This is a genomic window from Paenibacillus rhizolycopersici (assembly GCF_014947195.2).
GTDB lineage: Bacteria > Bacillota > Bacilli > Paenibacillales > Paenibacillaceae > Fontibacillus > Fontibacillus rhizolycopersici.
In genome coordinates this window covers 51,855-76,127 of the sequence record NZ_JADCNN020000020.1, presented here as the reverse complement: position 1 = coordinate 76,127, position 24,273 = coordinate 51,855, and the positions used below count along the sequence as shown (strand labels likewise).

General features: G+C 51.2%; 27 protein-coding genes. 20 read left to right on the top strand and 7 right to left on the bottom strand.

Annotation, left to right across the window (positions count from 1 at the left end; all coding sequences use genetic code 11):
- The 13 genes from IM700_RS18345 to IM700_RS18285 all read left to right on the top strand — a co-directional run bounded on the left by IM700_RS18345 (position 1) and on the right by IM700_RS18285 (position 10,534).
- Complete coding sequence (locus IM700_RS18345) at positions 1 to 321, top strand: cytochrome C oxidase subunit IV family protein (protein ID WP_155607283.1); 321 nt, start codon at positions 1 to 3, stop codon at positions 319 to 321.
- Between the two features lie 136 nt (positions 322 to 457).
- Positions 458 to 1,411 (top strand): cytochrome c oxidase assembly factor CtaG, encoded by a 954-nt coding sequence (gene ctaG, locus IM700_RS18340; protein WP_193416642.1) that lies wholly within the window; start codon positions 458 to 460, stop codon positions 1,409 to 1,411.
- Between the two features lie 58 nt (positions 1,412 to 1,469).
- Positions 1,470 to 1,934: a DUF420 domain-containing protein gene (locus IM700_RS18335; RefSeq protein WP_155607281.1), complete on the top strand. Its 465-nt coding sequence runs from the start codon at positions 1,470 to 1,472 to the stop codon at positions 1,932 to 1,934.
- A gap of 239 nt (positions 1,935 to 2,173) precedes the next feature.
- Positions 2,174 to 2,896 carry a hypothetical protein gene (locus IM700_RS18330; protein WP_193416641.1) on the top strand — a complete coding sequence of 241 codons (723 nt, stop codon included), beginning with the start codon at positions 2,174 to 2,176 and terminating at the stop codon, positions 2,894 to 2,896.
- Positions 2,897 to 2,941: 45 nt separating this feature from the next.
- On the top strand, positions 2,942 to 3,355 hold the full coding sequence (locus tag IM700_RS18325; protein ID WP_193416640.1) for a GntR family transcriptional regulator: 414 nt from the start codon (positions 2,942 to 2,944) through the stop codon (positions 3,353 to 3,355).
- Entirely contained in the window at positions 3,355 to 4,281 is a 927-nt protein-coding gene (locus IM700_RS18320) for an ABC transporter ATP-binding protein (protein WP_193416639.1), read from the top strand. Before IM700_RS18325 ends, IM700_RS18320 begins: the two co-directional genes overlap by 1 nt.
- 39 nt (positions 4,282 to 4,320) lie before the next feature.
- The gene (locus tag IM700_RS18315) at positions 4,321 to 5,226 is read left to right on the top strand and encodes an ABC transporter ATP-binding protein (protein ID WP_155607278.1); all 906 of its coding nucleotides are present in this window, start codon (positions 4,321 to 4,323) and stop codon (positions 5,224 to 5,226) included.
- Positions 5,219 to 6,502, top strand: a complete 1,284-nt coding sequence (locus IM700_RS18310; protein WP_155607277.1) for an ABC transporter permease — start codon at positions 5,219 to 5,221, stop codon at positions 6,500 to 6,502. The genes IM700_RS18315 and IM700_RS18310 overlap by 8 nt, the downstream gene beginning before the upstream one ends.
- A gap of 12 nt (positions 6,503 to 6,514) precedes the next feature.
- Complete coding sequence (locus IM700_RS18305; RefSeq protein ID WP_193416638.1) at positions 6,515 to 6,715, top strand: hypothetical protein; 201 nt, start codon at positions 6,515 to 6,517, stop codon at positions 6,713 to 6,715.
- A gap of 127 nt (positions 6,716 to 6,842) precedes the next feature.
- Entirely contained in the window at positions 6,843 to 7,109 is a 267-nt protein-coding gene (locus IM700_RS18300; RefSeq protein WP_193416637.1) for a hypothetical protein, read from the top strand.
- Positions 7,110 to 7,474: 365 nt separating this feature from the next.
- Positions 7,475 to 8,155 carry a response regulator transcription factor gene (locus tag IM700_RS18295; protein ID WP_193416636.1) on the top strand — a complete coding sequence of 227 codons (681 nt, stop codon included), beginning with the start codon at positions 7,475 to 7,477 and terminating at the stop codon, positions 8,153 to 8,155.
- Positions 8,152 to 9,963, top strand: a complete 1,812-nt coding sequence (locus tag IM700_RS18290; RefSeq protein WP_193416635.1) for a sensor histidine kinase — start codon at positions 8,152 to 8,154, stop codon at positions 9,961 to 9,963. The genes IM700_RS18295 and IM700_RS18290 overlap by 4 nt, the downstream gene beginning before the upstream one ends.
- A complete protein-coding gene (locus IM700_RS18285; RefSeq protein WP_167521249.1) occupies positions 9,953 to 10,534 on the top strand; it encodes a hypothetical protein in 582 nt (193 codons plus the stop codon). Before IM700_RS18290 ends, IM700_RS18285 begins: the two co-directional genes overlap by 11 nt.
- A 57-nt stretch (positions 10,535 to 10,591) precedes the next feature.
- Here IM700_RS18285 and IM700_RS18280 read toward each other — a convergent pair whose 3' ends face one another.
- From IM700_RS18280 to IM700_RS18270, 3 genes are all read right to left on the bottom strand, one after another.
- Complete coding sequence (locus IM700_RS18280) at positions 10,592 to 11,413, bottom strand: carbohydrate ABC transporter permease (RefSeq protein WP_155607273.1); 822 nt, start codon at positions 11,411 to 11,413, stop codon at positions 10,592 to 10,594.
- Positions 11,410 to 12,279 (bottom strand): carbohydrate ABC transporter permease, encoded by an 870-nt coding sequence (locus IM700_RS18275; protein ID WP_193416634.1) that lies wholly within the window; start codon positions 12,277 to 12,279, stop codon positions 11,410 to 11,412. The genes IM700_RS18280 and IM700_RS18275 overlap by 4 nt, the downstream gene beginning before the upstream one ends.
- A 151-nt stretch (positions 12,280 to 12,430) precedes the next feature.
- The gene (locus IM700_RS18270) at positions 12,431 to 13,438 is read right to left on the bottom strand and encodes a LacI family DNA-binding transcriptional regulator (protein ID WP_193416633.1); all 1,008 of its coding nucleotides are present in this window, start codon (positions 13,436 to 13,438) and stop codon (positions 12,431 to 12,433) included.
- A 385-nt stretch (positions 13,439 to 13,823) separates the two neighbouring features.
- On the opposite strand from IM700_RS18270, the gene IM700_RS18265 reads away from it, so the two are divergent.
- The 4 genes from IM700_RS18265 to IM700_RS18250 all read left to right on the top strand — a co-directional run bounded on the left by IM700_RS18265 (position 13,824) and on the right by IM700_RS18250 (position 16,281).
- Positions 13,824 to 15,098 carry an ABC transporter substrate-binding protein gene (locus IM700_RS18265; protein ID WP_193416632.1) on the top strand — a complete coding sequence of 425 codons (1,275 nt, stop codon included), beginning with the start codon at positions 13,824 to 13,826 and terminating at the stop codon, positions 15,096 to 15,098.
- Positions 15,099 to 15,263: 165 nt separating this feature from the next.
- Positions 15,264 to 15,536: a metal-sensitive transcriptional regulator gene (locus tag IM700_RS18260; RefSeq protein WP_193416631.1), complete on the top strand. Its 273-nt coding sequence runs from the start codon at positions 15,264 to 15,266 to the stop codon at positions 15,534 to 15,536.
- Between the two features lie 20 nt (positions 15,537 to 15,556).
- Complete coding sequence (locus IM700_RS18255; RefSeq protein WP_193416630.1) at positions 15,557 to 15,868, top strand: rhodanese-like domain-containing protein; 312 nt, start codon at positions 15,557 to 15,559, stop codon at positions 15,866 to 15,868.
- A 5-nt stretch (positions 15,869 to 15,873) separates the two neighbouring features.
- Positions 15,874 to 16,281, top strand: coding sequence for a rhodanese-like domain-containing protein (locus tag IM700_RS18250; RefSeq protein WP_193416863.1), 408 nt, complete (start codon positions 15,874 to 15,876; stop codon positions 16,279 to 16,281).
- A 41-nt stretch (positions 16,282 to 16,322) separates the two neighbouring features.
- Here the strand turns inward: IM700_RS18250 and IM700_RS18245 are convergent, their stop codons facing one another.
- Positions 16,323 to 16,505: a hypothetical protein gene (locus IM700_RS18245; RefSeq protein ID WP_167521247.1), complete on the bottom strand. Its 183-nt coding sequence runs from the start codon at positions 16,503 to 16,505 to the stop codon at positions 16,323 to 16,325.
- 121 nt (positions 16,506 to 16,626) lie between these two features.
- On the opposite strand from IM700_RS18245, the gene IM700_RS18240 reads away from it, so the two are divergent.
- A complete protein-coding gene (locus tag IM700_RS18240; protein WP_155607265.1) occupies positions 16,627 to 17,415 on the top strand; it encodes a sulfite exporter TauE/SafE family protein in 789 nt (262 codons plus the stop codon).
- Positions 17,416 to 17,539: 124 nt separating this feature from the next.
- A complete protein-coding gene (locus tag IM700_RS18235; RefSeq protein ID WP_193416629.1) occupies positions 17,540 to 18,682 on the top strand; it encodes a phosphodiester glycosidase family protein in 1,143 nt (380 codons plus the stop codon).
- Between the two features lie 164 nt (positions 18,683 to 18,846).
- On the opposite strand, the gene IM700_RS18230 is transcribed toward IM700_RS18235, so the two are convergent.
- The gene (locus tag IM700_RS18230) at positions 18,847 to 19,710 is read right to left on the bottom strand and encodes a DegV family protein (protein WP_193416628.1); all 864 of its coding nucleotides are present in this window, start codon (positions 19,708 to 19,710) and stop codon (positions 18,847 to 18,849) included.
- A 107-nt stretch (positions 19,711 to 19,817) separates the two neighbouring features.
- Positions 19,818 to 20,723, bottom strand: a complete 906-nt coding sequence (locus tag IM700_RS18225; protein ID WP_193416627.1) for a helix-turn-helix domain-containing protein — start codon at positions 20,721 to 20,723, stop codon at positions 19,818 to 19,820.
- 148 nt (positions 20,724 to 20,871) lie between these two features.
- On the opposite strand from IM700_RS18225, the gene IM700_RS18220 reads away from it, so the two are divergent.
- Positions 20,872 to 22,308, top strand: a complete 1,437-nt coding sequence (locus IM700_RS18220; protein WP_193416626.1) for an MATE family efflux transporter — start codon at positions 20,872 to 20,874, stop codon at positions 22,306 to 22,308.
- Positions 22,309 to 22,383: 75 nt separating this feature from the next.
- Here IM700_RS18220 and IM700_RS18215 read toward each other — a convergent pair whose 3' ends face one another.
- Positions 22,384 to 24,264 carry a sulfatase-like hydrolase/transferase gene (locus IM700_RS18215; protein WP_193416625.1) on the bottom strand — a complete coding sequence of 627 codons (1,881 nt, stop codon included), beginning with the start codon at positions 24,262 to 24,264 and terminating at the stop codon, positions 22,384 to 22,386.
- Positions 24,265 to 24,273 lie beyond the last annotated feature (9 nt).

The window sequence follows — 24,273 nt, the reverse complement described above, 5'->3', positions numbered from 1 at the left end:
ATGGTTAATCAGGAATCGAACGGTTCGCCGGCGGTAAAGCATCGCCAGCGGCATGAAGGTCCGGAGAAGCATATCATCGCGTTTATTTTCTCCATCGTCCTAACCCTTATCGCTTTCGCAGCGGTTGCGGCAGGCGGGGTGAACACCGCTTTTACCGTTATTTTGCTGCTCGTGATGGCGGTGTTGCAGGTGCTGATTCAACTGGGTTATTGGATGCATATGAAGGATAAGGGGCATTTGATCCCGATTATCTTCATGGCTGGCGGATTTTTCGTTGCATTTACCGCGATTATTGCCGCGTTATATTGGATGTGGTGGTAAACGAAGAACTGGATATCTATAGGAACAAAGCAGAAACGGTACCGCCCCTTTGGGGCGCTGTCACCGTTTTTGTCGTATTTGCAGGCTTGTTCACAATTTGGACAGAACTGATGGCGCTACGGAAGGAGGGTTTGCCGTGCTGGGATTAGAATATTTTACATTTACGGCGGTTTGGAGTCCGGTATTCTTGGCCTTGATGCTATTGATTACAGGCGGGTATTTCGTGTTGATCGGGCCGGGCAGTGAACGATGGGCGAAGGGGAATTCTCACGTTTCGGTAGGACGGAAACTGTTGTTCGTTACCGGGATGGTGTTGCTCTACCTGGCTCAAGGAGGTCCGGTGGAACTGCTGGGCCACATGATGTTCAGCTTTCACATGCTCAGCATGGCGTTGTCCTATCTGCTGGCGCCGCCGTTATTAATGCTGGGCCTGCCGCCGTGGGTTTGGCGGCGAGTTACCTCTTACCTGGCCGGGAGCCCTTTGAGTAAGTTGAAGGTGTTTGCTCGTCCGGTAGTAGCGGCTGTGGTGTTTAACGGGTTATTTTCGTTTTACCATCTGCCGGTCGTGCATGATTATGTCATGCTTCATTTCGGGATACATCGCTTGTATTACATTGTCTTATTTGTCGCCGCGGTGCTCATGTGGTGGACGTTGGTCAACCCGCTGCCGGAACGGGCCGGTGTTCAGGGGCTCAAGAAGATGGGTTTTATCTTCCTCAATATGGTTCTGTTGACGCCGGCCTGCGGACTGATCATCTTTGCCGATGAACCGCTGTATGCGACGTACAGCGATCCTGCGGTTTGGGCGCGGGCAATGGGCTACTGCGTGGCTGGCGATCCGGCGATGCTGCTCCGCCAATTTGGCGGTCCCGAGTTCTTTGGTTACCTGCAGCCGGACATTGATCAGCAGGTGGGAGGGATCCTGATGAAATTTATTCAGGAATTCATCTTTGCGTCGATGCTGGCTTATGTATTCTTCCAGTGGTACAAGCAAGAGAACCGGGAGAACGCCGAGGAAGATGAAATGTTGGGGATGGCGCGACCGAATGATCCCTTAAATCCGCCGCTGCCCCCGCAAGCTGGGCCGTGACATAACAGGGCCCGTGTACACGCTCACAAAATGAGGTCTATGTTTAGGAGGATGCAAATTGGATCTGTTCACGTTATTTCCGACGCTAAGCACATCGTTTATCGTCATTAGTGCGGTGCTGGTTGCGATCGGTTGGGGGCTAATCATCAAAGGGAAACGAGAAGCCCACAAAAAGACGATGATCGCTGCCGCCGCGGCTGCCTTGCTGTTCTTCGTGATCTACATGTCGCGGACCGTATTTATCGGCAATACGTCATGGGGCGGACCGGACAGCCTGAAGGGCTATTATCAAACGTTCCTTGTTTTCCATATCGTGTTGGCAACCGTCGCGGCTGTATTCGGAATCACTACGTTGGTACTAGGCTTTAAGGCAAAATACGCTAAACACCGCAAATGGGGCCGGGTGACCTCGGTCATTTGGTTCTGTACGGCCATTACCGGTGTAGCTGTATATGTGCTGTTGTACCTGATGTATCCGGGCGGCCATACGAAGCCGGTGTGGGAAGTGATTTTGGGAGCTTAGGGTAGGCTAGTCCAACGGAAAACTTCATTTGATCGTAAGGCTAAGCGCCAATGGCGGATTCTTGAGGAATCGCGCTGTTGGCGTTTTTATTATGTAATCAAAGGAAAATGTTGACATGAGTGAGCACAGTGATTATACTGTGTATAAAGATATAAACAGTAAGCACAGTGATTATCAAATTCCATCGGCGAATGAGAGAACAGGCTGAAGGCGAATGGGATGAAAAGAGGTTGATCGACTTGGACAGTTGGAAAGACGCGTGGTTCATCTTCAAAAAAGATTTGCGAAACGATCGGCTTTATTTGATCTGGAACGTCATCTTTATGCTCTACGTCGCGCTGATGCTCGGCTCCTTGGTGGGGGCTCGGGAGGAGACCGATTACGTAATGAATCCGATGGTTGACTTCTTGATGCTAGCGATGGTTCCGTTCACGGGTTTCTTCTTTACTCGGCGATCATTTAACTACATTAAAGGAGACACCTATACTCAGATGCTGCGTTATTACCGTGTGTTACCGATTCCCTTAAAGACAGTGATTCGGGAACGGTTGATCCAATTGGGGGCAGCGATGCTGCTGAATAGCGTTTTGTTCTACGGCGGTATTTATCTGGTAACGAAACTGATGAATAACAGTGGATTGGGGCTTGGTACATTTATTGTGTTTGCTTTAACTTGGAACGGTTATGGATTATTGATCAACGGGGTGTTCATCTACTTCGAGCTTCTGAAGAAGGGCAAAGTTTATTTATGGTTAACCTTCCTGCTGATGCTTGGTTTGGGGCTAATCGCATTTGCTGCGAATTGGTTTGGCGGCAACCTCATGTCGTTCACCCTGGAGTTCTCCCGGCAACATCTCGTACGGTCTCCATTGATGTGGGGCACACTGGCAGTAGGGATTGTTGGATTGGCCTCACTGTCCTCGGTGACGCTGCGGAAACTAAACCAACGAGATTTGGGCTAATGAAGTACGGAAAAAAGGGGAGTAAGGCGGAGGTGAGCAAGAAGGGTGTGGATTCCCATTCAAATTAACGAAAATAGCGCCGCGCCGCTGTATCATCAGATCGAGTCGCAGCTCCGGTCGTTGATCGTCAGCGGACAAATCGAAGAAGGGACGTTGCTGCCTTCAATCCGGGAATTCGCTGGCGCCTTAAATTGCAGCGTGATCACGGTACGCCGGGTTTACCAAGACTTAGAGACCGAGGGACTCCTTCGTACCAAGCAGGGAACGGGGACCTTCGTCGCCAAGGTCACTGCAGGTGAGCGAGATGAATACCGCACCGCAGTGGTGAAGGAAGCGATCGAAAAGGCTGTTGATGCCGGACAATCACTGCAATATGGGGCGGAAGAGCTGAAGCAGCTGTTTTTGCAAATCGTGAAGCAGAAATACGATGCGTCGCCAAGCAAGGAGGAAACGAACTAATGGAACAACCTATGGCAATTGAGCTGGTCGGAGCTCTTAAACAGGGGCGTCGCAAGACGATTGGACCGCTACACTTGCAAGTGCCGAAGGGGTATATTGTGGCTCTGGTCGGACCTAACGGATCGGGAAAAAGCACAATCATGAAAATGATCCAGCAGATGCTCCGGCCTGATTCGGGGGAGATCCGTTGGTTCGGGCAAACATTCTCCGGCGTGATACCGATTGATCTGCGCCAACAAATCGGGTATGTCCCCGAAGCGCCTGAGCCGGAAGAGAATTATATGACGGCGGAACGGGCAGCTCAGTTCCGGTCGCATTGGTATCCATCCTGGGATGAGAAGCTCTTTGAAGCTTTGATGGATCGATTTGATGTCCCGAGACAGGAACGACTCAATCGAATGTCCAAAGGGGAGCGGCGGAAATTCGAAATCGCGGCGGCGCTGGCGGCTCGGCCGAAGCTGTTGCTGCTCGACGAGCCTTCTTCGGGACTGGATCCGTTCGCCTGGAAGAGCATGATTGAGGAGCTCCGGGAGTTCATGGCCGATGAGGATATGACGATACTCCTCGCAACACATGTCGCTGAGGAAGTGAAACGGCTGGCCGATTACATCGCATTGGTGCATCACGGACAGGTGCTGGGGATGGCCGAGAAGGATCAATTATTCAGCAGCTGGAAAGAGATCTGGATCCGCAGCGGAGGGTGCTCGCCGGACGATTTACCGCAAGGAACGATCCTCTGCGTGGATGGCCCGTCGGTGACCAAGCTGGTTGTACAGGAGCAGCATGAAGGGCAACTCCAGCAAAGCCTTGCGGCCAAAGGGCTACAGGTCATGCAGACCCGCAGCCTAGAGCTGGATGAGATTTTGCAGCTGTGGATCCAAGGGCATCCACCGGTCAAACCGGCACCGGAAGCGGCAATGGTTTAATGGGATGAATTGATTTCATATAGAAGAAGGAGAGGGAATATGGCAAATCCATTGGTTCTGGAAAACGTAATGAAGCAATTTGGCGAGAAGACCGCCGTCGACAACATCTCACTGCAGGTGGAGGAAGGCGAGATTTACGGATTGCTCGGGGCAAACGGCGCCGGCAAAACAACGACAATGCGGATGGTACTGGGTTTAATCTATCCGGACGGCGGGAAGATTTCGTATGACGGGAAGCCCTATGGCCGCGAGTTGCAAGCGAAGATGGGCTACTTACCGGAAGAGCGCGGCTTGTATCCGAAGGTGAAGGTCAGCGACCAGATCATTTACCTGGCGCGGCTGCGCGGCATGTCTGCGGCGGAAGCCGACAAGAGCTTGAAATATTGGCTTGATCGGTTCGAAGTGCCGGAATATTACGACAAGAAGATCGAGGAGTTATCTAAGGGGAACCAGCAAAAGATGGGCTTCATAGCCGCGGTTGTCCATAAACCGAAACTCGTGATCATGGACGAAGCGTTCAGCGGGTTGGATCCGGTTAATGTCGAGCTGCTGAAAGCGACGGTGAAGGAGCTGCGCGATCAAGGCACCAGTATCCTATTCTCCACCCACCGGATGGAACATGTGGAGGAGCTGTGCCGCAACATCACGATTCTGCATCGCGGAAACACCGTGCTGCAAGGCAATCTGCGGGAGATTAAAAAGCGGTATCCTCGTGAAGAAGTGTTGCTGCACACGATCGGTGAAGTGACCGGGCTGGAGCAGATTGCAGGCGTCGAGAAGGTAGAGCGAAAAGAACGCGGTTACCTCGTGCGCATCTCGCAGGTAGCGGCTGCACAAGAAATCCTGCGTAAAGCGATGGAAGTCAGTGAAGTGGAGCATTTCGAGATCAAGGAGCCCACCCTGAATCAGATCTTTATTAAAGAGGTAGGTGAGTCGAATGAATAAAATGGGGACGGTTGTTGGCTTTACTTTTATGAATAAAGTCAGAACGAAATCATTTCTTATTACTACGCTCGTGTTGGCTCTGCTCGTGACTATCGGGATGCATGTACCTTATTTTATCGACAAGTTTACCGGTGGGGACGACAATCCGGCCAAGATCGGTCTTATCTACGAAGGACAGACGGAACTGGCGAAATCGCTTGAGGCTTATACGGCGAAACAGCCGGCAGCAGGCTACACGCTTATTCCTTACGAACAGGCAGATAAAGCGGCACTGCAGGCAGCGATCGATGCTGGAGACATTGACGGTTATCTGCAATTTGCTGAAGGGGACGGCGGTGTCTTCCCGACCGTGACCTACACTTCCAAGAAAGACAGCTTGGGGATGGGGCTGCAAACCGCGCTGCAAGCGGCACTGCAGAACGTCAAGGCGGAGTATTTGACGAAGGGCATGCTGACCGATGAGCAGATTGCTGCGCTGAGCGCGCCGGTGCAAATTGATACGGTGAAGGCTTCGCCGGAAACGGGTGGAAGCGAAACCGGGAATAAGGCGGAAGAGACCGGTGCGATTAACTACGTGATTGTGTACGTATTGATCATCTTGTTCTTCATGACGATCATGATGACAGGGAATATGATCTCGGCCGAGGTTACCGCGGAGAAAAGTTCGCGGATCATGGAAATTCTCATCACGAGCGTATCGCCGTTGGCGCAAATGTTCGGCAAGATCCTCGGGATGTTCTTCATTGGCTTGTTACAGATCGCTATCTTTGCCGGCGTTATTGCGATCAACATTTCATTGCCGTATAATCAGCCGGTGTTGGCGGATTTCAACCTTCAATTGTCCGATATCCGCGTGGAAGTCTTAGTGCTTGGCCTTGTCTTTTACATCTTGGGATACTTCTTATATGCGACACTGTTTGCCGCGATCGGTTCGCTGGTCAGCCGCACTGAAGAGCTGGGGCAGGCAGTCATGCCGATCACGATGTTGTCGTTGGCATCGTTCTATATCGGGATCTTCAGTTTGAGCACGCCAAACTCGCTGCTCATGAAGGTGAGTTCTTTCATCCCGTTCGTGTCACCGGTATCGATGATCGTACGGGTTGGCATCGGCGAACCGCCAGTTTGGGAAATTGCGCTTTCGCTGGTTGTCCTAGCCATTGCGATCTTCCTGTTCGGCTGGCTGTCCGCGAAAATTTACCGCACCGGCGTCCTGCTGTACGGCAAACGTCCTACCTTCAAAGAACTGCGCAAAGCCATGAAGGCGTATAAGATTTAAGGAGGGTTTTCCATGACGAAAGAGAAGATGCAAGGCCTGTTGTTGACCATGGTCGGTATGTTGTTCATTGTTCTGGCAATGTACCTCGGTAGAAGCGACATCCAGATGACGGATTTTGGGTTGGGGTTGATGAACGGAGCAGGAATCGGCTTCCTGTTGCTTGCGCTACTTCGTTATGGCAATAAATCGAAGAGAACGAAAAGCACATGGTGAGTAACGGTTAACTGAGACAATTTACAATGCAGGTTTGTGACACGATAAGACCCTTGATTTGTCAAAAACGGTGATAAATCAAGGGTTTTCTTATTCGCTTATCGTGACTGCTCAGAAGGAGGGGCTTGTGAGACAAATTCAATCATTCTTTCATTTATTCATGAGAGAACCCTTGTGGTTTCGTATGGGAGTCGGGATTTCTTTATTGTCGTCTATTGTGTTTAGCAGTTCCGCTTTTTCGCTGGGCGGCTATTCGGATAGCGTGTCGAAGCTCGCAGCCATGATCTTCTTTGGAGCTTTCGGGTTTAATATGCGTAGAAATCGTCGGATTTCCTTCCTGTTCTTTGCCGTTTCCGCAGCCTGTCTGTATTTATCTCTGGATGCGTTACCTTGAACATAACTGAGGTATAGATGTGGTGGAGTGCACTTCATTAAGATAAATCAAAATGGACCCCCGTCATTTCTTCGCTTAATTTCCACAAACGCTTGCCTGCTCATTATCAATAGCCCACGGACGTACGCCGAAACGGGACTGCGAATCTGATGGTCTTGTAGTCATCCCTAATGGAAATCGAAAAGTGCATCTGAATTTGAAGGTAGGGCTTTCCGCGCAGAAAGTCCTTTTTGATGTTCACCCTAAGTTCACACGGCGGACACATCGCTTCGTTATACTTGGTTTTGCAAGGGGGAATGGAGGTGCCGCCCGAATTCATAGAAGTGTAGTGGGAAGGCCAGAATACGAGCATAGGTGATGCCCGAATGAAACGAAGCATATTGCTGGTGGAAGACGACGTGCTGATGCGCGAGTTTATTACCGATTATTTTAAAAAAGAACAGTGGGAAGTTCATGAAGCGGAAAACGGTCGGATCGCGCTCGAGATGTTCGAGCAAACCGCCGTCGACCTGGTCGTGCTGGACATCATGATGCCCGAGATGGACGGCTGGTCGGTATGCCGGCGAATTCGCGGCAAATCGGACGTGCCGATCATTATCATGACGGCCCGGGCCGAAGACGACGACCAACTGCTTGGATTCGAGCTGGGCGCCGACGAGTACGTGACGAAGCCGCTGAGTCCAAGAGTGCTCGTTGCACGTGCCACCGCCTTGATGAAGAGGAAGGAAGGCACGGTCGGCCGAGACAGCGAAACGCAAGTATTCGGCGACTTATCGATCAATCGAGAATCCCATGTCGTAACCGTCAGGGGCGAGCCGGTTAATCTGACGCCAAAGGAATATGAGCTGTTGATCTTTTTGGTTAAGCATACCGGTAAGGTGCTGAGCCGAGAAGCTATTTTGGATGCTGTTTGGGGTTACGATTATTTGGGGGATTCACGGACGGTGGATACCCATATCAAAAAATTAAGAGCCAAACTGGGAGACGAAGGACGGTACATCGCGACCGTGATCCGATCGGGCTATAAATTCGATACGAACCCATGAAAAGGCATAGCGTTGTTTTCAAGTTGTTCGTCGTAACATCGGCTTTGGTCCTGCTGGCCTTCTTGGTGGTGATGGTGGCGGAGGGAGTATTCTTCGAGCGGTTTTACCGAGGAACTAAAATTAGCCGTCTGGCGGGGAGCATGGAGAGCTTCGCCGCACAGTATAGGAAGCATCCCGACGATGAGCAGCAGGTTTCCCGGCAGCTGGGCGAATTTATGAACCGACACGACGCCAGCATCGCGATTCTGAATCGGGAGTTTACGCAGCTTCACTATGAACCCTATTACATCGATATACGAACTTCGGACGGGAAAACGGTGAAGGTGGTGATTCCGACCGAAGGAACGACAAGCGAGGCGATTCCGCAGGCTGCCATCGGCGATCGGCTAACGGTCGATGGGATGTTCATGGATCAGTTGGATACGATCATGAATCCCGTGAACATCCGCTTGTCGGTAGAGGCGACCCAAGAACCCGACATCGGATTGGTGCGGTCGGAAGGTGAAGTGACGGATCTGCTGCTGCCGGAGCTGAACTCCCGCTCCTATAATCCCTTTTATCAGGATACGCTGATCGATGATGCGCTCCAAACCTGGAGGGCCCAAACCTCTGAGACCCGTCTGCGTGAAGGTTATCCGGTACGCTTCGAATGGCGTGACACATGGAGCGGCGTCGAATACGTAGTGCTGCTGCAGCCGCTCGCAAATGAAGGCAAGACCGGCCCCCGCTACATGGTTGCGTTAAGCTCATTGCAGCCGGTTGGCGAGGCCGTGGCTATCCTTCAACGTTATGTCATTGTGTTAGCGCCGCTGATCGTCGTTCTAGTGCTGCTGCTGTCGCTGATTTTCTCTCGGATGGTTTCCCGTCCGCTGCTCGCCCTGAATCGTACGGCGGCTCGGCTGGCGGAGCTGGATTTCTCTGCGGTGCCGGAGGGCCGGTCCAAGGATGAGTTCGGCGAGTTGTCCCGTCATCTTGCGCGGTTGTCGCGTAATTTGGATCAGGCGCTGAAGGAGTTAACCCGCGCAAACCATCAGCTGCAGCTCGACGTGGAGGAGAAGCGGATCGCAGAAGAGCTGCGTAAGGAACTGGTCGCCAATATTTCGCACGAGTTAAAAACACCGCTTGGCATCGTCAAAGGGTTTGCCGAAGGGCTGCAGGACGGCGTGGCGGACGACAAGAAGGAGCGGTATCTGGCCCTGATCGTCAGCGAAACCGACCGCATGAACGCCTTGATTATGGATATGCTGGAATTGTCCAAATTTGAGGTGAAGAAGGTGCAGCTCCATCCCCGGAGCTTCTCTCTGACCAGCCTGATCAAACGGGTGGCGGAGTCCTTTGACCAGCAGTTGGAGGCAAAGGAACTTCGGATCGAACTGAACCGGAGCCAAGAAGAGGGGAAGTTGCCCCCAGAACGGAATGAAGTCACGGTTTGGGCGGATCCGAGACGCATCGAGCAAGTGATTCTGAACTTGTTAAGCAATGCCGTCCGTCATGCCCGAGAGCATAGCACGATTCACATCGGACTGCACCGAGACGAGGATGGGACAATCACGACAAAGATCGAAAATGCCGGCCCTTCCATCGCTGAGGCGGATCTCACTCGGATCTGGGACCATTTCTACCGGGCGGAGCGTTCTCGTGACCGCAAGTCAGGCGGAACCGGTCTGGGACTGGCGATCGTAAAGCATATCCTGGAGCTGCATGGCAGTGAATATGGCGCTTTGAATACGGAGCAAGGTGTAGCTTTCTATTTTACCTTACTAGATAAAGAAACCCAAAACGGAGGAGAAACTCATGATGAAACGTAAAACCCTAATATTCTTGTTGATGGCCCTGGCCACGGTACTGATGCTGAGCGCATGCGGCAGCAAAACTCTTACCGGAGCGCCGCAGAGCCAGAATGCGCCTTCGAATACGGCAGGGGTCAGCGATCCGTCGTCGGCCAATACCAACTCGGGGGATAACACGGCCAACTCAGGCAACGAGGCAGCGACGAACGGCAATCAAGGCGATGCAAACGGTAACCAAGCTGATGCAAACGGCACTGCTAACGGGGATATCCTGATTGTCATTGATCAGACACCCAAACCGCTTGCAGAAGGGGGCAGCTTTGACTTCACCGTCAAGAAAGCGCCGGAAGGTTATATGCTCAAGGAAATCAAGTGGAAGTCGGAGAAAAACGAGATCGTGAATACGCTGGAGGAAGCTATTCAGCATGGGCAAAACGGCGGGAACGGCTTCTACATCAGCGGAAACGGACAGTTTATGGGATTCCTCTATCCCGATGAGATGAAAGGCGAAGAGGGAAAGGTCACCTTCGTATTCGGCAATGAACAAGGCCAGGAATTGACCTGGGAGAAAGATATCACGTTGAAATAAAAAATGACCCAAGCCATCCGTGTATTCACGAAGGCTTGGGTCGTTTTGTGTTTGCATTCAGGCTTTGATTGCCCCTTGGGTAATCCCGTTAATGATCCATTTCTGAAGGAACAGATAGACGATCACCATCGGCAGCAACGCCAGCAAGTAGGAGGCGAAGGCCAGATTATAATCCGTGCTGAATTGGCCCTGGAACACGTACTGAACGAGAGGCAGGGTATATTGGGTCGGTTCAGCTAACAGGATGAGGGGGAGAAGGAAATCGTTCCACGCCGATAAGCTGGACAAGATGGCAACCGTAGCGCTGATCGGTGCAAGCAGCGGAAAAATGATCCGCCAGAAGGTCCCCCAGGTGGAGGTACCGTCCACTCTAGCCGCTTCTTCCAGTTCGATCGGTACGGAGCGGATGTACCCGACATAGACGAAGACGTTAAACGGCAGGCCATATACAATGTACAGAATGATCAAGCCGGGAATATTGTTCATGCTAAGCTCGGTGGTGACTTTCACGACCGGCAGCATAATGATTTGAAACGGAATGAACATCGCGCTGATAAAGTAAAGATACAGACCTTTGAAGAACTTGCGGTTCATGTTGCGTGCAATGGCATAAGAGACCAGGGAATTGGTCAGTAGGATAAAGACAACCGATACGACCGTTACCACGATGCTATTCCCAAGAGCCTGAAAGAAGTCGGTGGCTTCAATGGCTCGCGTGAAATTGCTGAAATGTAGGCCGGTTGGCAAGGAGAAGATAGAGTTCGCCATTTCCTCCGGGTTTTTCAAGGCGATACTGACTGTCATGTAAAGCGGGAACAAAATGAAAAGGGAGCCAAGCGCAATGAGTATTGTCGCGAGCCAATTGATTTTCTTTTTCATAGTTGATCCAACTCCCGTCTTTGCAGAACTTTAATTTGGAACAAGGATATCGCGACGATCACGATGAAGTAGATGACCGCATTGGCCGATTGATAAGCAAACTCGCCGCCGGTGAATCCGCCTTGATATATCAGCAGCGCAATGGAGCGCGTAGCCGTCCCGGGACCCCCTCCGGTTAACGCGACGATCTGGTCGAATACCATCAGGCCGCCTTTCATGGCCAGCACCATATTGATGGTAAAGAACGAAGCGAGCATCGGGAAGGTGATCTTCCAGAACTCCTGCCATTTGGAGGCACCGTCAAGGCTCGAAGCTTCATACAAGTCGGTCGGAATCGTTTGGAGCCCTGCCAGGTAAAGAATCGTATTGTAAGCAATGGCTTGCCATACTCCAACAAAACCGATGCCAATCCATGCCCAGTCCGGATTTCCTAAAAGGTTGGTCGATAATAAGTCGCTCCCAAGCTGCTCGCCCCATACAGGGAAGACGTTGGAGAACAGGTAGTTGAAAATGTATCCGATGATCAGAACGCCAAGGACGTTAGGAAGAAAATAAAATGCACGGAAGAAGTTCTTCGCCTTGATTTTTGCATTTAGCCCCAATGCGATCAGCAGGCTGAGGACGTTGATAAGAATGGTCGCCGTAATGGCATACTTGAATGTAAAGATGTAGGCGTCCAGCACATTGGAATCTTTGAACACATTCACGAAGTTTTTTAGGCCGATGAACTCGTACCCGCCGCTAAAGCCGTCCCAGTTCGTGAACGCATAAAATATGCCTTGAAGGGCCGGATAAGTGTGGAAAGCAAAGAATAGCAGGAGAGCGGGTAAGGTCATCCAATAAAAGGCCGCACGGCGTTTGGTCATGGGAGTTCCTCCTCAAAGTGAAAAATGGTTCTTCGACAAACAGATAGTAAACGTTTACGTTACGTGCAAAGAAAAACGTGAGCGGCATATGGATATCAAGCTTTATCGTATCCGCTTACGTTATTTGCATGAAGGACATTCGGTTAGAGGGTTAAGAACCAAACGGCCTCACCGTTTGCCTTTCAATAATGGAGTGGTCCATGATCATGCTGCTTTCAGGCTCCTCCGTTTGGATCATGCGAATCAGCTTTTGGCAGGAAAGATTGCCCATCTCATACAATGGCTGACGGACGGTCGTTAAAGGAGGAACCGACATCCGGGCCAGCTTCAAATCATCATACCCGATAATGGATAACTCATCGGGAACCTTAATTCCATGTTTGGCAGCTACGGAAATAGCAGCGATAGCCATTTCGTCGCTGGCGGCAAATATCGCGGTAAGATCCGGAGCATGGGTCAAGAGCTCTTCCATCGCTTTGCAGCCTGTTTCAAATAGGAAATCGCCATAGGCGATATACGATTCATTAACCGGGATGCCATGTTGCTCGAGGGCCTTCTTGTACCCTTCGATTCGGGGGATTCCGGCGATCGTATCGTGTTTTGTCCCGCTGAGCAGCGCGATTTTTCGATGACCGTAACGTATTAGATACTCCACGGCATCATAGGCCGCCTGAAAATCATCGACCTTGACATACGGAACGTTGTCGTATTGGCATTCGGTCGATACCAGCACATAAGGGATTTGCATTTGCTGTAGGGTCTTATAGTATTCATCCTTCAGCACTTCGCTGGAGAATATCAAGCCGTCGACCTGCTTCTCGCGCAACACCTGCAAATACTTCAGCGTTCGCTTACCATCCGAATCGGTATTGCAAACCACGACGCTGTATCCATTGTCTTGAGCAAAGTCTTCGACGCCACGGAGAATCTCGGAAGAGAAGAGACTCGATACCGTTGGAAACATGACGCCGATCGTTTGGGTTCTCTTGTTGATTAAGCCGCGGGCTATGGCATTGGGTTGATAACCGATCTCTTCAATCGCCCGATATACCTTGGCCTTCGTACGATCCGAATACCCTGGCAAATTATTGAGCACCCGGGACACGGTTGCGATAGAGACATTCGCTTTTTTTGCGACATCCTTTATGGTTGGATTCATCATTACTCAGCCTCATCCGCTTTAAATTTGGAAACGATTAAGGAAGCCTAAGGAGAATACGTAAACGCTTACTCGAATTTTAGATCGTGTCCTTTTATTTGTCAACTTTGTTTTTTGATTGGGGGAGGGGATAGGCTCTAAGAAGTTATTGGCAATTCGAAAAGAGGATTGACAAACAAATTTCCCGGAGATATATTCTAGGTAAGCGTTTACGTAAAATCAGAAGCCGGGTCGAGTTCGACGATTGCCCTCAAGATTGGGTACGTGAGACGGGCTCATGCAACGGCAACAGAACATTTTTTACGTCTAAAACGTAAACGTTTACGTTTGATTTCTGTGAAGTCCTTAGTCCCAAAAACTTATATGATCAGGGGGATTCAAAACGATGAAAAAAATCGTAGCACCCGTATTAGCAGGTCTGTTGGCTCTATCCATGCTTAGCGCTTGCGGCAATGGGAATAATGGCGAAGCAAGCAACTCCGGAACGGCATCCGGAAATGGAGCAGCCTCTTCGGGCAAGAAGGTAGAAATCGAATTTTTCCAAAACAAAACCGAAGCGAAAGAGACGTTCGACAAACTGGTTGCGAAGTTTAACGAAGCCAACCCGAATATCAAAGTAACTCAGGTTAACCCGCCTGATGCGGAAACCGTACTTAAAACCAGAGCGGCCAAAAATGATATTCCCGATGTTGTAGGGATGGGCGCAACGGATGCTTACAAATCGCTGGCGGCCGGTGGAATGATTAAGGACTTCACCGGGGATCAGCTGCTCTCCTCGATTCAACCCGCATATATTCAGATGATGAACGATCTGACAGGAACCGAGGTAGTTAATGGCATTCCATTCTCCGCAAATGCCAGCGGTGTCATTTATAATAAAGCGATCTTTGCAGAGGCGGGTGTAGAAGTACCAAAAACGTGGGATGAGTTTATTGCCGTTGCTGAGAAGTTCAAAGCGGACGGGAAAAATGCTTTCTACCTGACCTATAAAGATTCTTGGACTGTGCTAGTCCCGTTTAATGCATTGGAACCAAGCATCGTAGGAACTGATATTTTCAAGCAACGCCAGGAAGGTACGGTGAAGTTCGCCGATGCCTTTAAAGAAGTCGCAGAGAAGCAGTTAAAGCTCCTGGATTACGGGCAAAAGGATATCTTCGGCAAAGGCTACAACGATGGGAATACGGCATTTGCCAAGGGTGAGTCTGCGATGTATCTGCAAGGGGTATGGGCGATTCCGGAAATCCAAAAGGCCAATCCTTCGATTGAACTGGGCGTGTTCCCATTGCCCGCAACCAATGATTCCGCAAGCAACAAGGTCATTTCTGGCGTAGATACGTTGCTTACGATTGCTAAGAACACCAAACATCCGGAAGAAGCCGCGAAGTTCGTCCAATTCTTATTAGAAGCGGAAAATGTACAGCAATATATCGATGAACAGAAAGCATTCCCGGCCATTACCGGTGTATCGCAAAGCGATCCAATCATGGACGGCTTTAAGGAAGCCTTCGCAGCGGGACAAATATCCGATTTTGCGGATCACTACATTCCAGGGGCCATGAAGCTGGATGCGTTAATCCAAGGTTTCCTCCAGAAGAAGGATATCGATGCCTATTTGAAACAACTGGATACGGAATGGGATAAAGTGTCTAATCGTAAATAAATCACATATCGTAAAGTGCGTGAGGGCGGAGAGCGAGATTCCGCCCTCTTTTTATTTGTGGATAGCTGGGTTGACTTTGGGGGAATTATTCACTACAATAAATACCCGTAGGGGTATTTAGTAGTGAGAGTCAGGCACGTTTGTTTACGGAAAGGAGTGCGGGACATGAATGAGGAACATCTATATGCGGAAGAAGTCAAACGCAGATTGAAACGTATAGAAGGCCAAGTGCGCGGCGTACTTCGGATGATGGAGGAAGGGAAGCCCTGCAAGGAAGTTGTAAGTCAACTTTCTGCGGTACGCAGCGCCGCGGACAGAGCGATGGCGCAAATCGTTGCGGACAACCTGCAGCAGTGCATTTTGGAGGAGCAGATCCAAGGGGGCGACACCAGCCATTTGGTGAAGGAAGCCGTCGAGTTATTGGTCAAGAGCAGATAACCTGAAGGGAGACGATGAACATGGCATTTCAGCCAGAGAAGGAAATTACCCCGGCCGAGCTGGCCGCGCGGATGAAACGGGGCGAACCGGTATATATTCTGGACGTTCGGGAGCCGCTCGAATGGGCCGAAGGCCATATTCAGGGAGCTAAACATATTCCGCTGGGACAGTTGCCGGAACGGCACGTCGAGCTTGATTCGAAGGAAGAGGTCATTGTTGTCTGCCGCAGCGGTGGACGCAGCAGTCTGGCTTGCGAGCTGCTGGGTGAGAGAGGTTATAACGTGGTTAACATGACCGGCGGGATGATGGCCTGGCAGGACGAAGTGGAGTGACGGGAATGCTGGTCATAGCTGGAGGAATTTTGTCTGCCGCCGCCGTTTGTGGGTATTTGTTGCGGTTGGTATGGCCTGTCTCGGGTCTGACGTTTGTGGAGGCCGGGGCCCTATGCGGGTTCGGAGTTCCACCTCAGACGAAGAAGCTGGATGTCCGGGACGCCTTCGATTATGAGGAGTGCCACCTGGACGGAACGATCAACATTTCATTGGGACGATTGCCATTTGTTTGGAGTAAGGAGCTATCGCCTGGTGACCCAGTTCTTATTTTGACAGACAACCGTTATGCTGCCATGAAAGCCGCCCGCATCTTAAGAAGACGGGGATTTCAGCATTTATATGCCTTGCGCGGGGAAGTTTGCCGGGTAAGAGCAGCGATGAATCTGTGCATGGAGAAGAAACCCGCCTGCTGATGCAGGTGGGTTTTAAGTATGTTACGATAGGAAATGCAGCGTTATTTAAAGTCGTTTCGGGTCTCGTTGTAGACGACGGTGACGCCCAGGGAAAGATAGGTTTCTTCCTTATAGTGGCATTGCGGACAGGTCTTCAAAGAACGATCGGCGTCCCGTTCGGAAATGAGCGGCTGGCTGCAATTGGGGCAGCGGCTTTCGAACAGTTTCTTCAAAGTGGCGCGCAAGAATCATCACCTTTTTCTGATAAGTTTACTTGGTATTTATTATAACGGTTACTAGCCCGGAAGTACAGAGGAACGAAAAGGAATTTGCACGAGGGACCTTAGACAGGAGTCGAGTGGGAGTATGGATGTTTTGCTGTTTGCGGTAATGGTGGTATTGGGGCTTGTGGGCTCCTTTTTCTCCGGATTATTAGGCATTGGCGGTGCGATTATTAATTATCCGCTGCTACTGTTTGTTCCTGCGGCTCTTGGGGCGGCCCATTTCACTGGGCAGGAGGTATCTTCGATCAGCATGTTTCAGGTGTTGTTCGCCTCCCTTTCCGGCGTACTGGCCTTCCGCAGGCGGACAACGCCGGCAGGCGGCATCCACAAGGGGCTCGTCTTGTATATGGGAGGCAGCACTTTGGTCGGCAGCCTGCTCGGAGGGCTGGTCTCGGGTTATCTGGCGAGTGGCGTCATCAACCTCGTTTATGGTATTCTGGCAGCCGTTGCAGTCGTGCTGATGCTTATTCCAAATCGCGCAGTGCCGGAAACGGGGGCAGAGGCAATCTCCTTCAACCGCGTGATCGCGATGGCTTCCGCGTTTTTGATCGGGATCGTTTCTGGCATTGTTGGTGCCGGGGGAGCGTTTATGCTCATTCCCGTCATGTTGACGATCCTGAAAATCCCACCCCGTACCACGATTGCCTCGTCGCTGGCCATTGTGTTGTTCTCTGCTATAGGCGGGGTGGTTGGTAAAATCGCGACGATGCCCATCCCGCTGGAACCGGTGCTGTACACCGTTCTCGGCAGTCTCGCCGGGGCCCCGCTGGGGGCTTGGTTCGGGGCGAAAATCAACGTGAAATATCTGCGCTACGGATTGGTGGTCATCATCGCCTTCACGGCAGTGAAGATTTGGTGGTCGCTTCTTTGAGGAATGGGCCCGTGATCGTTGGTTGCGATCGCGGGCCATCTTTATAAGGGTGAAACTTTCGGACTAGAATGAACGTTTAATGTACAGCAAGCTATATTAGAGAGCAAGGGGAGAGACAACCATCATGCCAACGCCTACATTACCTAGCCGTGCGTCGGTGAAGCGGGGAACGGGTGCCAAGAAACGCACGTCCGTCAAGAAACGGCGAAAGCGTGGATTTTTCTTTCTGTTGTCCCGATTGATTATAACCATGATGCTTCTCGGGACGGCGGCGATGATCTGGCTGTTCTTCACCCCGTCCGGCAATAATATGCGATTTTTGATGGCGGATACGTTGATTACGACGCAGCATCGCCATTGGGCAAAATATATCATCGGGCAAGCTGAGCTGGACAAGCGGGTAGCCGCTTACCAGGCTCGGTTCGAACAGATGGGGACGGAGAAGGACACCCATACGATTGACTTATCGAACACAGGTAAAGAGGATACACAGGCGGAGAAGCCACTCGTCGAAATTGAGGAAGTCTCTGGAAACAGCTACCACGGCTATGTGATGACCGTCAACGATCCGACCAAAATTCGTTTAGGCGTGCCGGTCAAACGAGGCAAAGGGGAGAAGGTCTCCAGCATGGTAGAGCGGACCGGAGCCATCGCCGGCGTCAACGGCGGCGGGTTTGCCGATCCGAACTGGAAGGGCAACGGCTTCAAGCCGATTGGCGTGGTCATCTCGCAAGGTAAGCTGTATTACAACGGCATCAGTTCAGGCGCGGCGACGCAAATCGTAGGACTGGATAAGCAGGGGAAAATGATTGCCGGTAAATATACGCTAGAGGAGCTGGATAAGCTGGGGATCCAGGAGGCGGTGACGTTTCAGCCGAGAATCATCGTGAATGGAAAAGGGCAAATCCGCAGCCAAAAAGAAGGCTGGGGGATCGCCCCGCGGACGGCCATGGGGCAACGCGAAGACGGGGCCATCCTGTTCGTCGTCATCGATGGGCGTCAGCCGGGGTACAGTATCGGTGCCAGCTTATACGACGTCCAGCAGATCATGCTCGATCATGGCGCAGTGATCGCCGCCAACCTAGATGGTGGTTCGTCTACCGTATTGGTGAAAGAAGGCGGCAAAATCGCCAACAAGCCTTCGTCCGAATACGGTGAGCGTTATTTGCCGACGGCTTTTCTCGTGTTTGATGATCCATCCAAGGTGAATATCCCGAACATTTGGGAAGGGCTTCGCCCGCAGGATATCGATCCGGGGAAGAAGTGATACAGGTCATATTCTCTTGACTAAGGGATTGGGAATTCGGAAAATATTGAGTACCGCATGATGAAGGAAAGGCCGAGCAGAGGGATACCTATCCCTTCGCCCGGCCTCTTTGATATGAGATACTCCTCCACGGGTTGTATATCTGCTGGCTGTCCAAATTTAGCTTATATGGCGGAATTCGGTTGCCGAAGGTACATGATGGCGACCGTTCGTGGGCCGCAGTGGCAGGAGATGGCACATCCACCTTCAATAATAGATACTTCCTTGACATCCGTCTTTTCAAGGAGGGTATTCCTGATGAAGCCGGCGGCTTTTTCGGCTAGCGTCTGTGCGACGATGATGAGCTCCCGATCAACCTTGTGGACGTTGTCGATGAAGTTATGAAGCATTCGTTCGATTGCTTTCTCGGTTTTGCCGCGGTATTTATCGGCGGAGATGACCAGCCCTTCCTTCACTTTCAACACGGGCCGGATTTTAAGCAAGCTTCCGATCATATACTGAACGCTGGAAGCGCGCCCCCCCTTATGCAAGTAGTCAAGACTGTCCACTAACACCTCAATTTCGACCCGTTCCCGCATTTCCTCCAGCATGCTGACCAATTCGGAAGGGCCGGTCCCCTGCTTGGCGGCGATGGCAGCCTTCAGAACCAACAATGCAATACCGCCGGAAACGTTCAGGGAATCCACGACGTGTATGCGTCCTTCGGGAAATTCAGCTGCGGCGATCAATGCGTTTTGGTAAGAGGAAGAGAGCTTGGATGACATGCTGATATACACGATCGTATGCCCTTGCTCAATCCAAGGTGAGAAAGCGGCGATGAAATCGGCCGGAGCCGGCGCTGCCGTTCTGGGCAAGACTCCATCCTCATCGACCCGTCGATAGATGTCGGCGGTGGTAATCTCTAGTTTATCTTTGTAGGCGGTCTCGCCGAAAACGACATAAAGCGGAACAATGCCGATATCATATGCACGGGCCCAGGTCTCCGGCAGATCCGAGATGCTGTCGGCAAATATTTTCACAAGTGTCAATCCATTTCCCCCATTTGGCTTAAGTAAAAAAGCGGTTTCTTTGAATTATAGAGGAGTCCTGAGCGATAATCAAAAAACCAATCCCCGGGATCACGGAAAAAGGTAGCCTATTCATTGTTCCAAGTGAATCGCTGGCGATATTTCCGCGGGGACATCCCTTCGGTCTTACTGAAGCAGGCGGTGAAATATGCGGCTTGGTTAAAGCCGACTTGTTCGGCAATTCGCTCGATCGTCAGATCCGTTTGAAGGAGCAACAACTTGGCTTGCTCGATGCGAAGGCGCTGCAGATAAACGGCAGGCGAACAGCCGAACACCTTCTGCATGCAACGGGCGATGTACACCGGGTGGAAATTGATGCTCTCTCCAAGCTTTTGCGCGGAAAAGGACTCACAGGAATGCTCGCGTAGATAGGAGGCCGCCTTCTCGGCGCAGGCCGACTGCGGAGGAAGTCCGGCAGGGGCGGACGAGGCGGATAACTCCACGATCACGTCTTGAAAAAGGGCCTGCTGGCGCAGTCGGACGCTGTCCAAATGAAGGTTTCGGTTCAATTCGACCAGTTCGTTCAGCAGGGTGATGATCTTTTGCGGCTGGGCCAGCTTCGTATATTGGGGCAGGGGGACGATATACGACGTAGCGGTAAACGGAGGCAGGGAGATCGAACCGGGGACGTCTTTATCCGTCATGCTGCATCCGCAATGCCGATAGGCTTCGTCCTCAACAACCCTCCAATCGCCCATTAATTGAAAATGCAGCCAATGGTGCAGGGTATCCTCCCGGCAGCCTTCCAGCGCATAGTGATAGCAGTCGGGACGGAGAATCAAGGCGTGTCCGGCCGTCACCTCGTAATCGCGTCCTTCCTCCCCGATGAATAAACGCCCGTGTTCGACGACTAATAGGTCGAAGGCGCCGATATTTTGCCGGCTCGGATGCTTGCCGCCCACCGGAATAACCGCCGAACCGCTGACGATATAGTGAGGGAGTGGGGGCGCGGTAAATTCAATAATAGGAGGCAAAAGGTACCAGCTCCTCTTAAGTTGGAATATTGAAAGATTGAGTTGATTCAATGATACATCAAGATGAGGTTAACATCTATAATGTGTTTCATGTTAACACGATGACAGGGAGTCCATTGGATTCTCCGATATCCAGGAGGTTGTAATAATGAAGAAAATCAAGGGCGGCGAGAAGGATAAATTTTCCCTCTGGCTGCTCGCTTGGCCTATATTTATCGAATTGTTCCTGCAAATCCTGCTGGGCACCGTCGACACGTTGATGGTCAGCCGCATATCCGATAATGCGGTGGCGGTCGTCGGGTTTTCCAACCAGCTGTTTAATGCGCTGACTACGCTGTTTGCTACGGTAGCGAGCGGCGCGGGGATCGTCATCGCCCAGAAGATCGGCTCGGGCCGCGAGGAGGATGCCCGGACCGTCGCTATTATTGCCTTTAAAGTAACGGCTGCGATCGGGATCTTCCTCAGTATCTTGCTGATCGCCGTACCGGGGCCGATCGCCACGATGCTGCAGCTTCCGGATGAACTGCTGCCGCTGGCCAAAGTCTACATTTCCATCGTTGGCGGCGGGATGATATTGACCGCGATGATCTCCATGCTAGGGACGGCGATCCGCAACACCGGGAATACGAAGGGCCCGATGTTTACGGCGATCGGCATGAACGTCATCCATATCTTCATGAACTATTGCTTTATATTCGGAGCCTTCGGATTTCCGCAATGGGGGTTAACCGGGGTAGCCATTTCGACAGTGATTAGCCGTTTGATCGCTACGGTTGTGTTGCTGTTTATTTTCCTGGGTACGTTCCAGCGGCGGATCGGGATAAAGGATATTCCGGTGTTTGACCGCAAGCTATTCAAGGAAGTGCTCGTGATCGGCTGGCCGCTTGGGGTCAACTCGGCGAGTTGGGTGTTCTCGCAGTTGGCGATCTTCTCGTTCCTCGCGGTGCTTGGCTCCACCGAACTGGCCGCCAGGACGTATATGAATACGCTGGAGTCGTTTTGCTTCATGTTAGGTTTCTCGTTGGCAATGGCGGCGCAAATTCAGATTGCCCATCTTTACGGAGCAGGCAAAACGAAGGAAGCGTATCGTGCGGTATACCGGGTGTTGGCCTTCGGACTGCCGCTGGTTATCGTCAACGCGTTTATTCTCGTGTTGTTAGGTCCCAAGCTACTGGGGCTGTTTACGCAAGATACCGATATCTTGGCCTTATGCGCTGCGTTGCTATGGCTGAATCTGCTGCTGCAGCCTGGTAAAATGATTAACATGGCACTTGGCAACTCCTTGAATGCAGTAGGGGACACCCGTTACACAATGGTGATCTCCTTGATTTTCATGTCGGTGGTGGCAACCGGTTGTTCGTATTTATTTGGGGTATCGCTGGGTTGGGGAATCATTGCGATTTATGCCAGCATGATCAGCGACGAATATATCCGCGGCGTGTTTTCATTCTTCCGCTGGAGAGGGCGTAAGCATCTACGCATGAAAGAGCAGGAGTTGCTTCATGAACGCGGATTAAGCCAGGAAGACCAAAGGCAAGCGCTAGAGAAAACAGCAATGGAGGGAGTTGCCACTCCGGCGTTGTAAGGGTGAAGAAAAGAGAGCCGCAGGACATCCCGATTCGGGATGCCTGCGGCTCTGATTTTTTTGCAAATCCTCGTGTCATTCTTTGTTTTCTTTCACCCGGTCGGGCAGCTGTTGCACGTAACTGTCGCTGAGGCGGAGCAGTTCAAGCGCACGATTATATTCGCTTTCCGTCGTCAATGCTTGCTTCACGCCATCTTTCGCCAGCGGGTACTTCGTACCATCGTTGTACCAAACCCCTGGGATAAATAACGCCTGATCGTTCAGGAACGAGCCGGACGGAAGATAATAACGCTGCGGTAATAAGTTGTAAGACGTCTGGTTCAAAATATCCTCACCGAAGTGGATGTGGTTATCGAGATTCACGCCGAGCAGGTTAGCCACCGTTGGCAGGATATCAACCTGGCCGCCGACATTGTTCATAACCGCAGGCGTGTTGACGCCAGGGGCATGAATGAGCAGCGGAATGTTAATCATATCAATATAGCTGTAATCTCGGCCGTAGATCTCTTTCATCAGCTCAAGTCCATGTTTGTCCAGCGAATACATCGGCAAGCCAAGATGATCTCCATAGATCATAACGACGCTGTTGTCCCAAATGCCTCTTTGCTTCAAGTCCTGAATAAATTGGCCCAACGCGTAGTCTGCATAGCTTTGCGCCCGCAGATAATCGCCAACCATATTGTCCTGATAACGCTCCGGCAGCTGGATTTTATCCTTCTCATGCGGCGTCGTGAACGGATGATGCGCCGTCATCGAGATGACTTGGGTATAGAAAGGCTGTCCGGTTTGCTGCATGCGATCCAGCTCTTCGGCTGTTTTCTTGTACAGCACTTCATCTGAAGGTCCAAAGAATACGGTGTCCTCTGTACCAAACCATTTCTGGTCATAATAACGGTTAAAGCCAATAGCTTTGTACAGTTCGCCGCGATTCCAGAAATCAACGACGTTGGTATGGAACGTCGCGGTATCATAACCTTGATCCCGCATGAGTTTCGGCAAGCTCGGCAATTCCTTGTCCGGGTAGTTTTGCGTCGCCGCCTCATTATATGGAATATAGAATGAGGTATTGACGACAAATTCAGCATCGGAGGTGTTACCTTGACCAACCATTTGATAGAAATGGTTGAAGTACGTGTTTTCCTTGACCAGCTTGTTCATGTTCGGCGTCACTTCCTGGCCGTCGATCTTCAGGTCGATTAGGAAGTTCTGGAACGATTCCATCTGGATGATGATCAGGTTCTTGCCTTTGGCAGCACCGAAATACTTCGGTTCGGACGGGGCGGTAATGCCCTTCAACTTATCGATTTTCGCTTGCGAGATCTGGTTTTTATCGACCAGCTCTTCCTTCTTGGTGCTGGAGAAAATCGTGTACGTCTCATAGTTCAGGATGCCCATTTGCTCGGCTTGCTTAATTTCGTTCATGCTGGCCCGGTTCGGCCAAATGTTGAAGATGCACAGCAGCAGAGAGAAGCCGAAGATGCCGGCGATTACGCCAGTGCTGGCTTTTTTTAGATTAAAGAAAGCTTTAAGCTTCTCGGCACGTTTCTTCCGGAACAGCCAGAAGCCGATTACAACGATGTCCAGAAAGATCAACAAATAATAAGGCGCCAGCAGGGAGAACACGCTGTTCTTCACGGCGGTGACCTGATTGACCTGCTGCAGGGCAGTATAATTTACGATTACCCCATAATATTTATGATACATAACGGCTGCGAAGAATATCGCGGTAACGATCAAGTTTACAGTTAGATAAAGGCCAATCTTACGTTTGGAGGAGAACCATTCAATCAGGCAGAACAAAACCCAGATAAACGGGATTTCCTTCAGCAATGGCCCCCAAGCAGGAACTCCATCAAAAATGGCCGTCCAGACGAGATAAATCTTCAAGATCATAATGACGGAGAAAAAGACAAACGGCTTGATGTTGGCGAGCCGGATGCGATTGAATTGTGACACTTCGTTTCC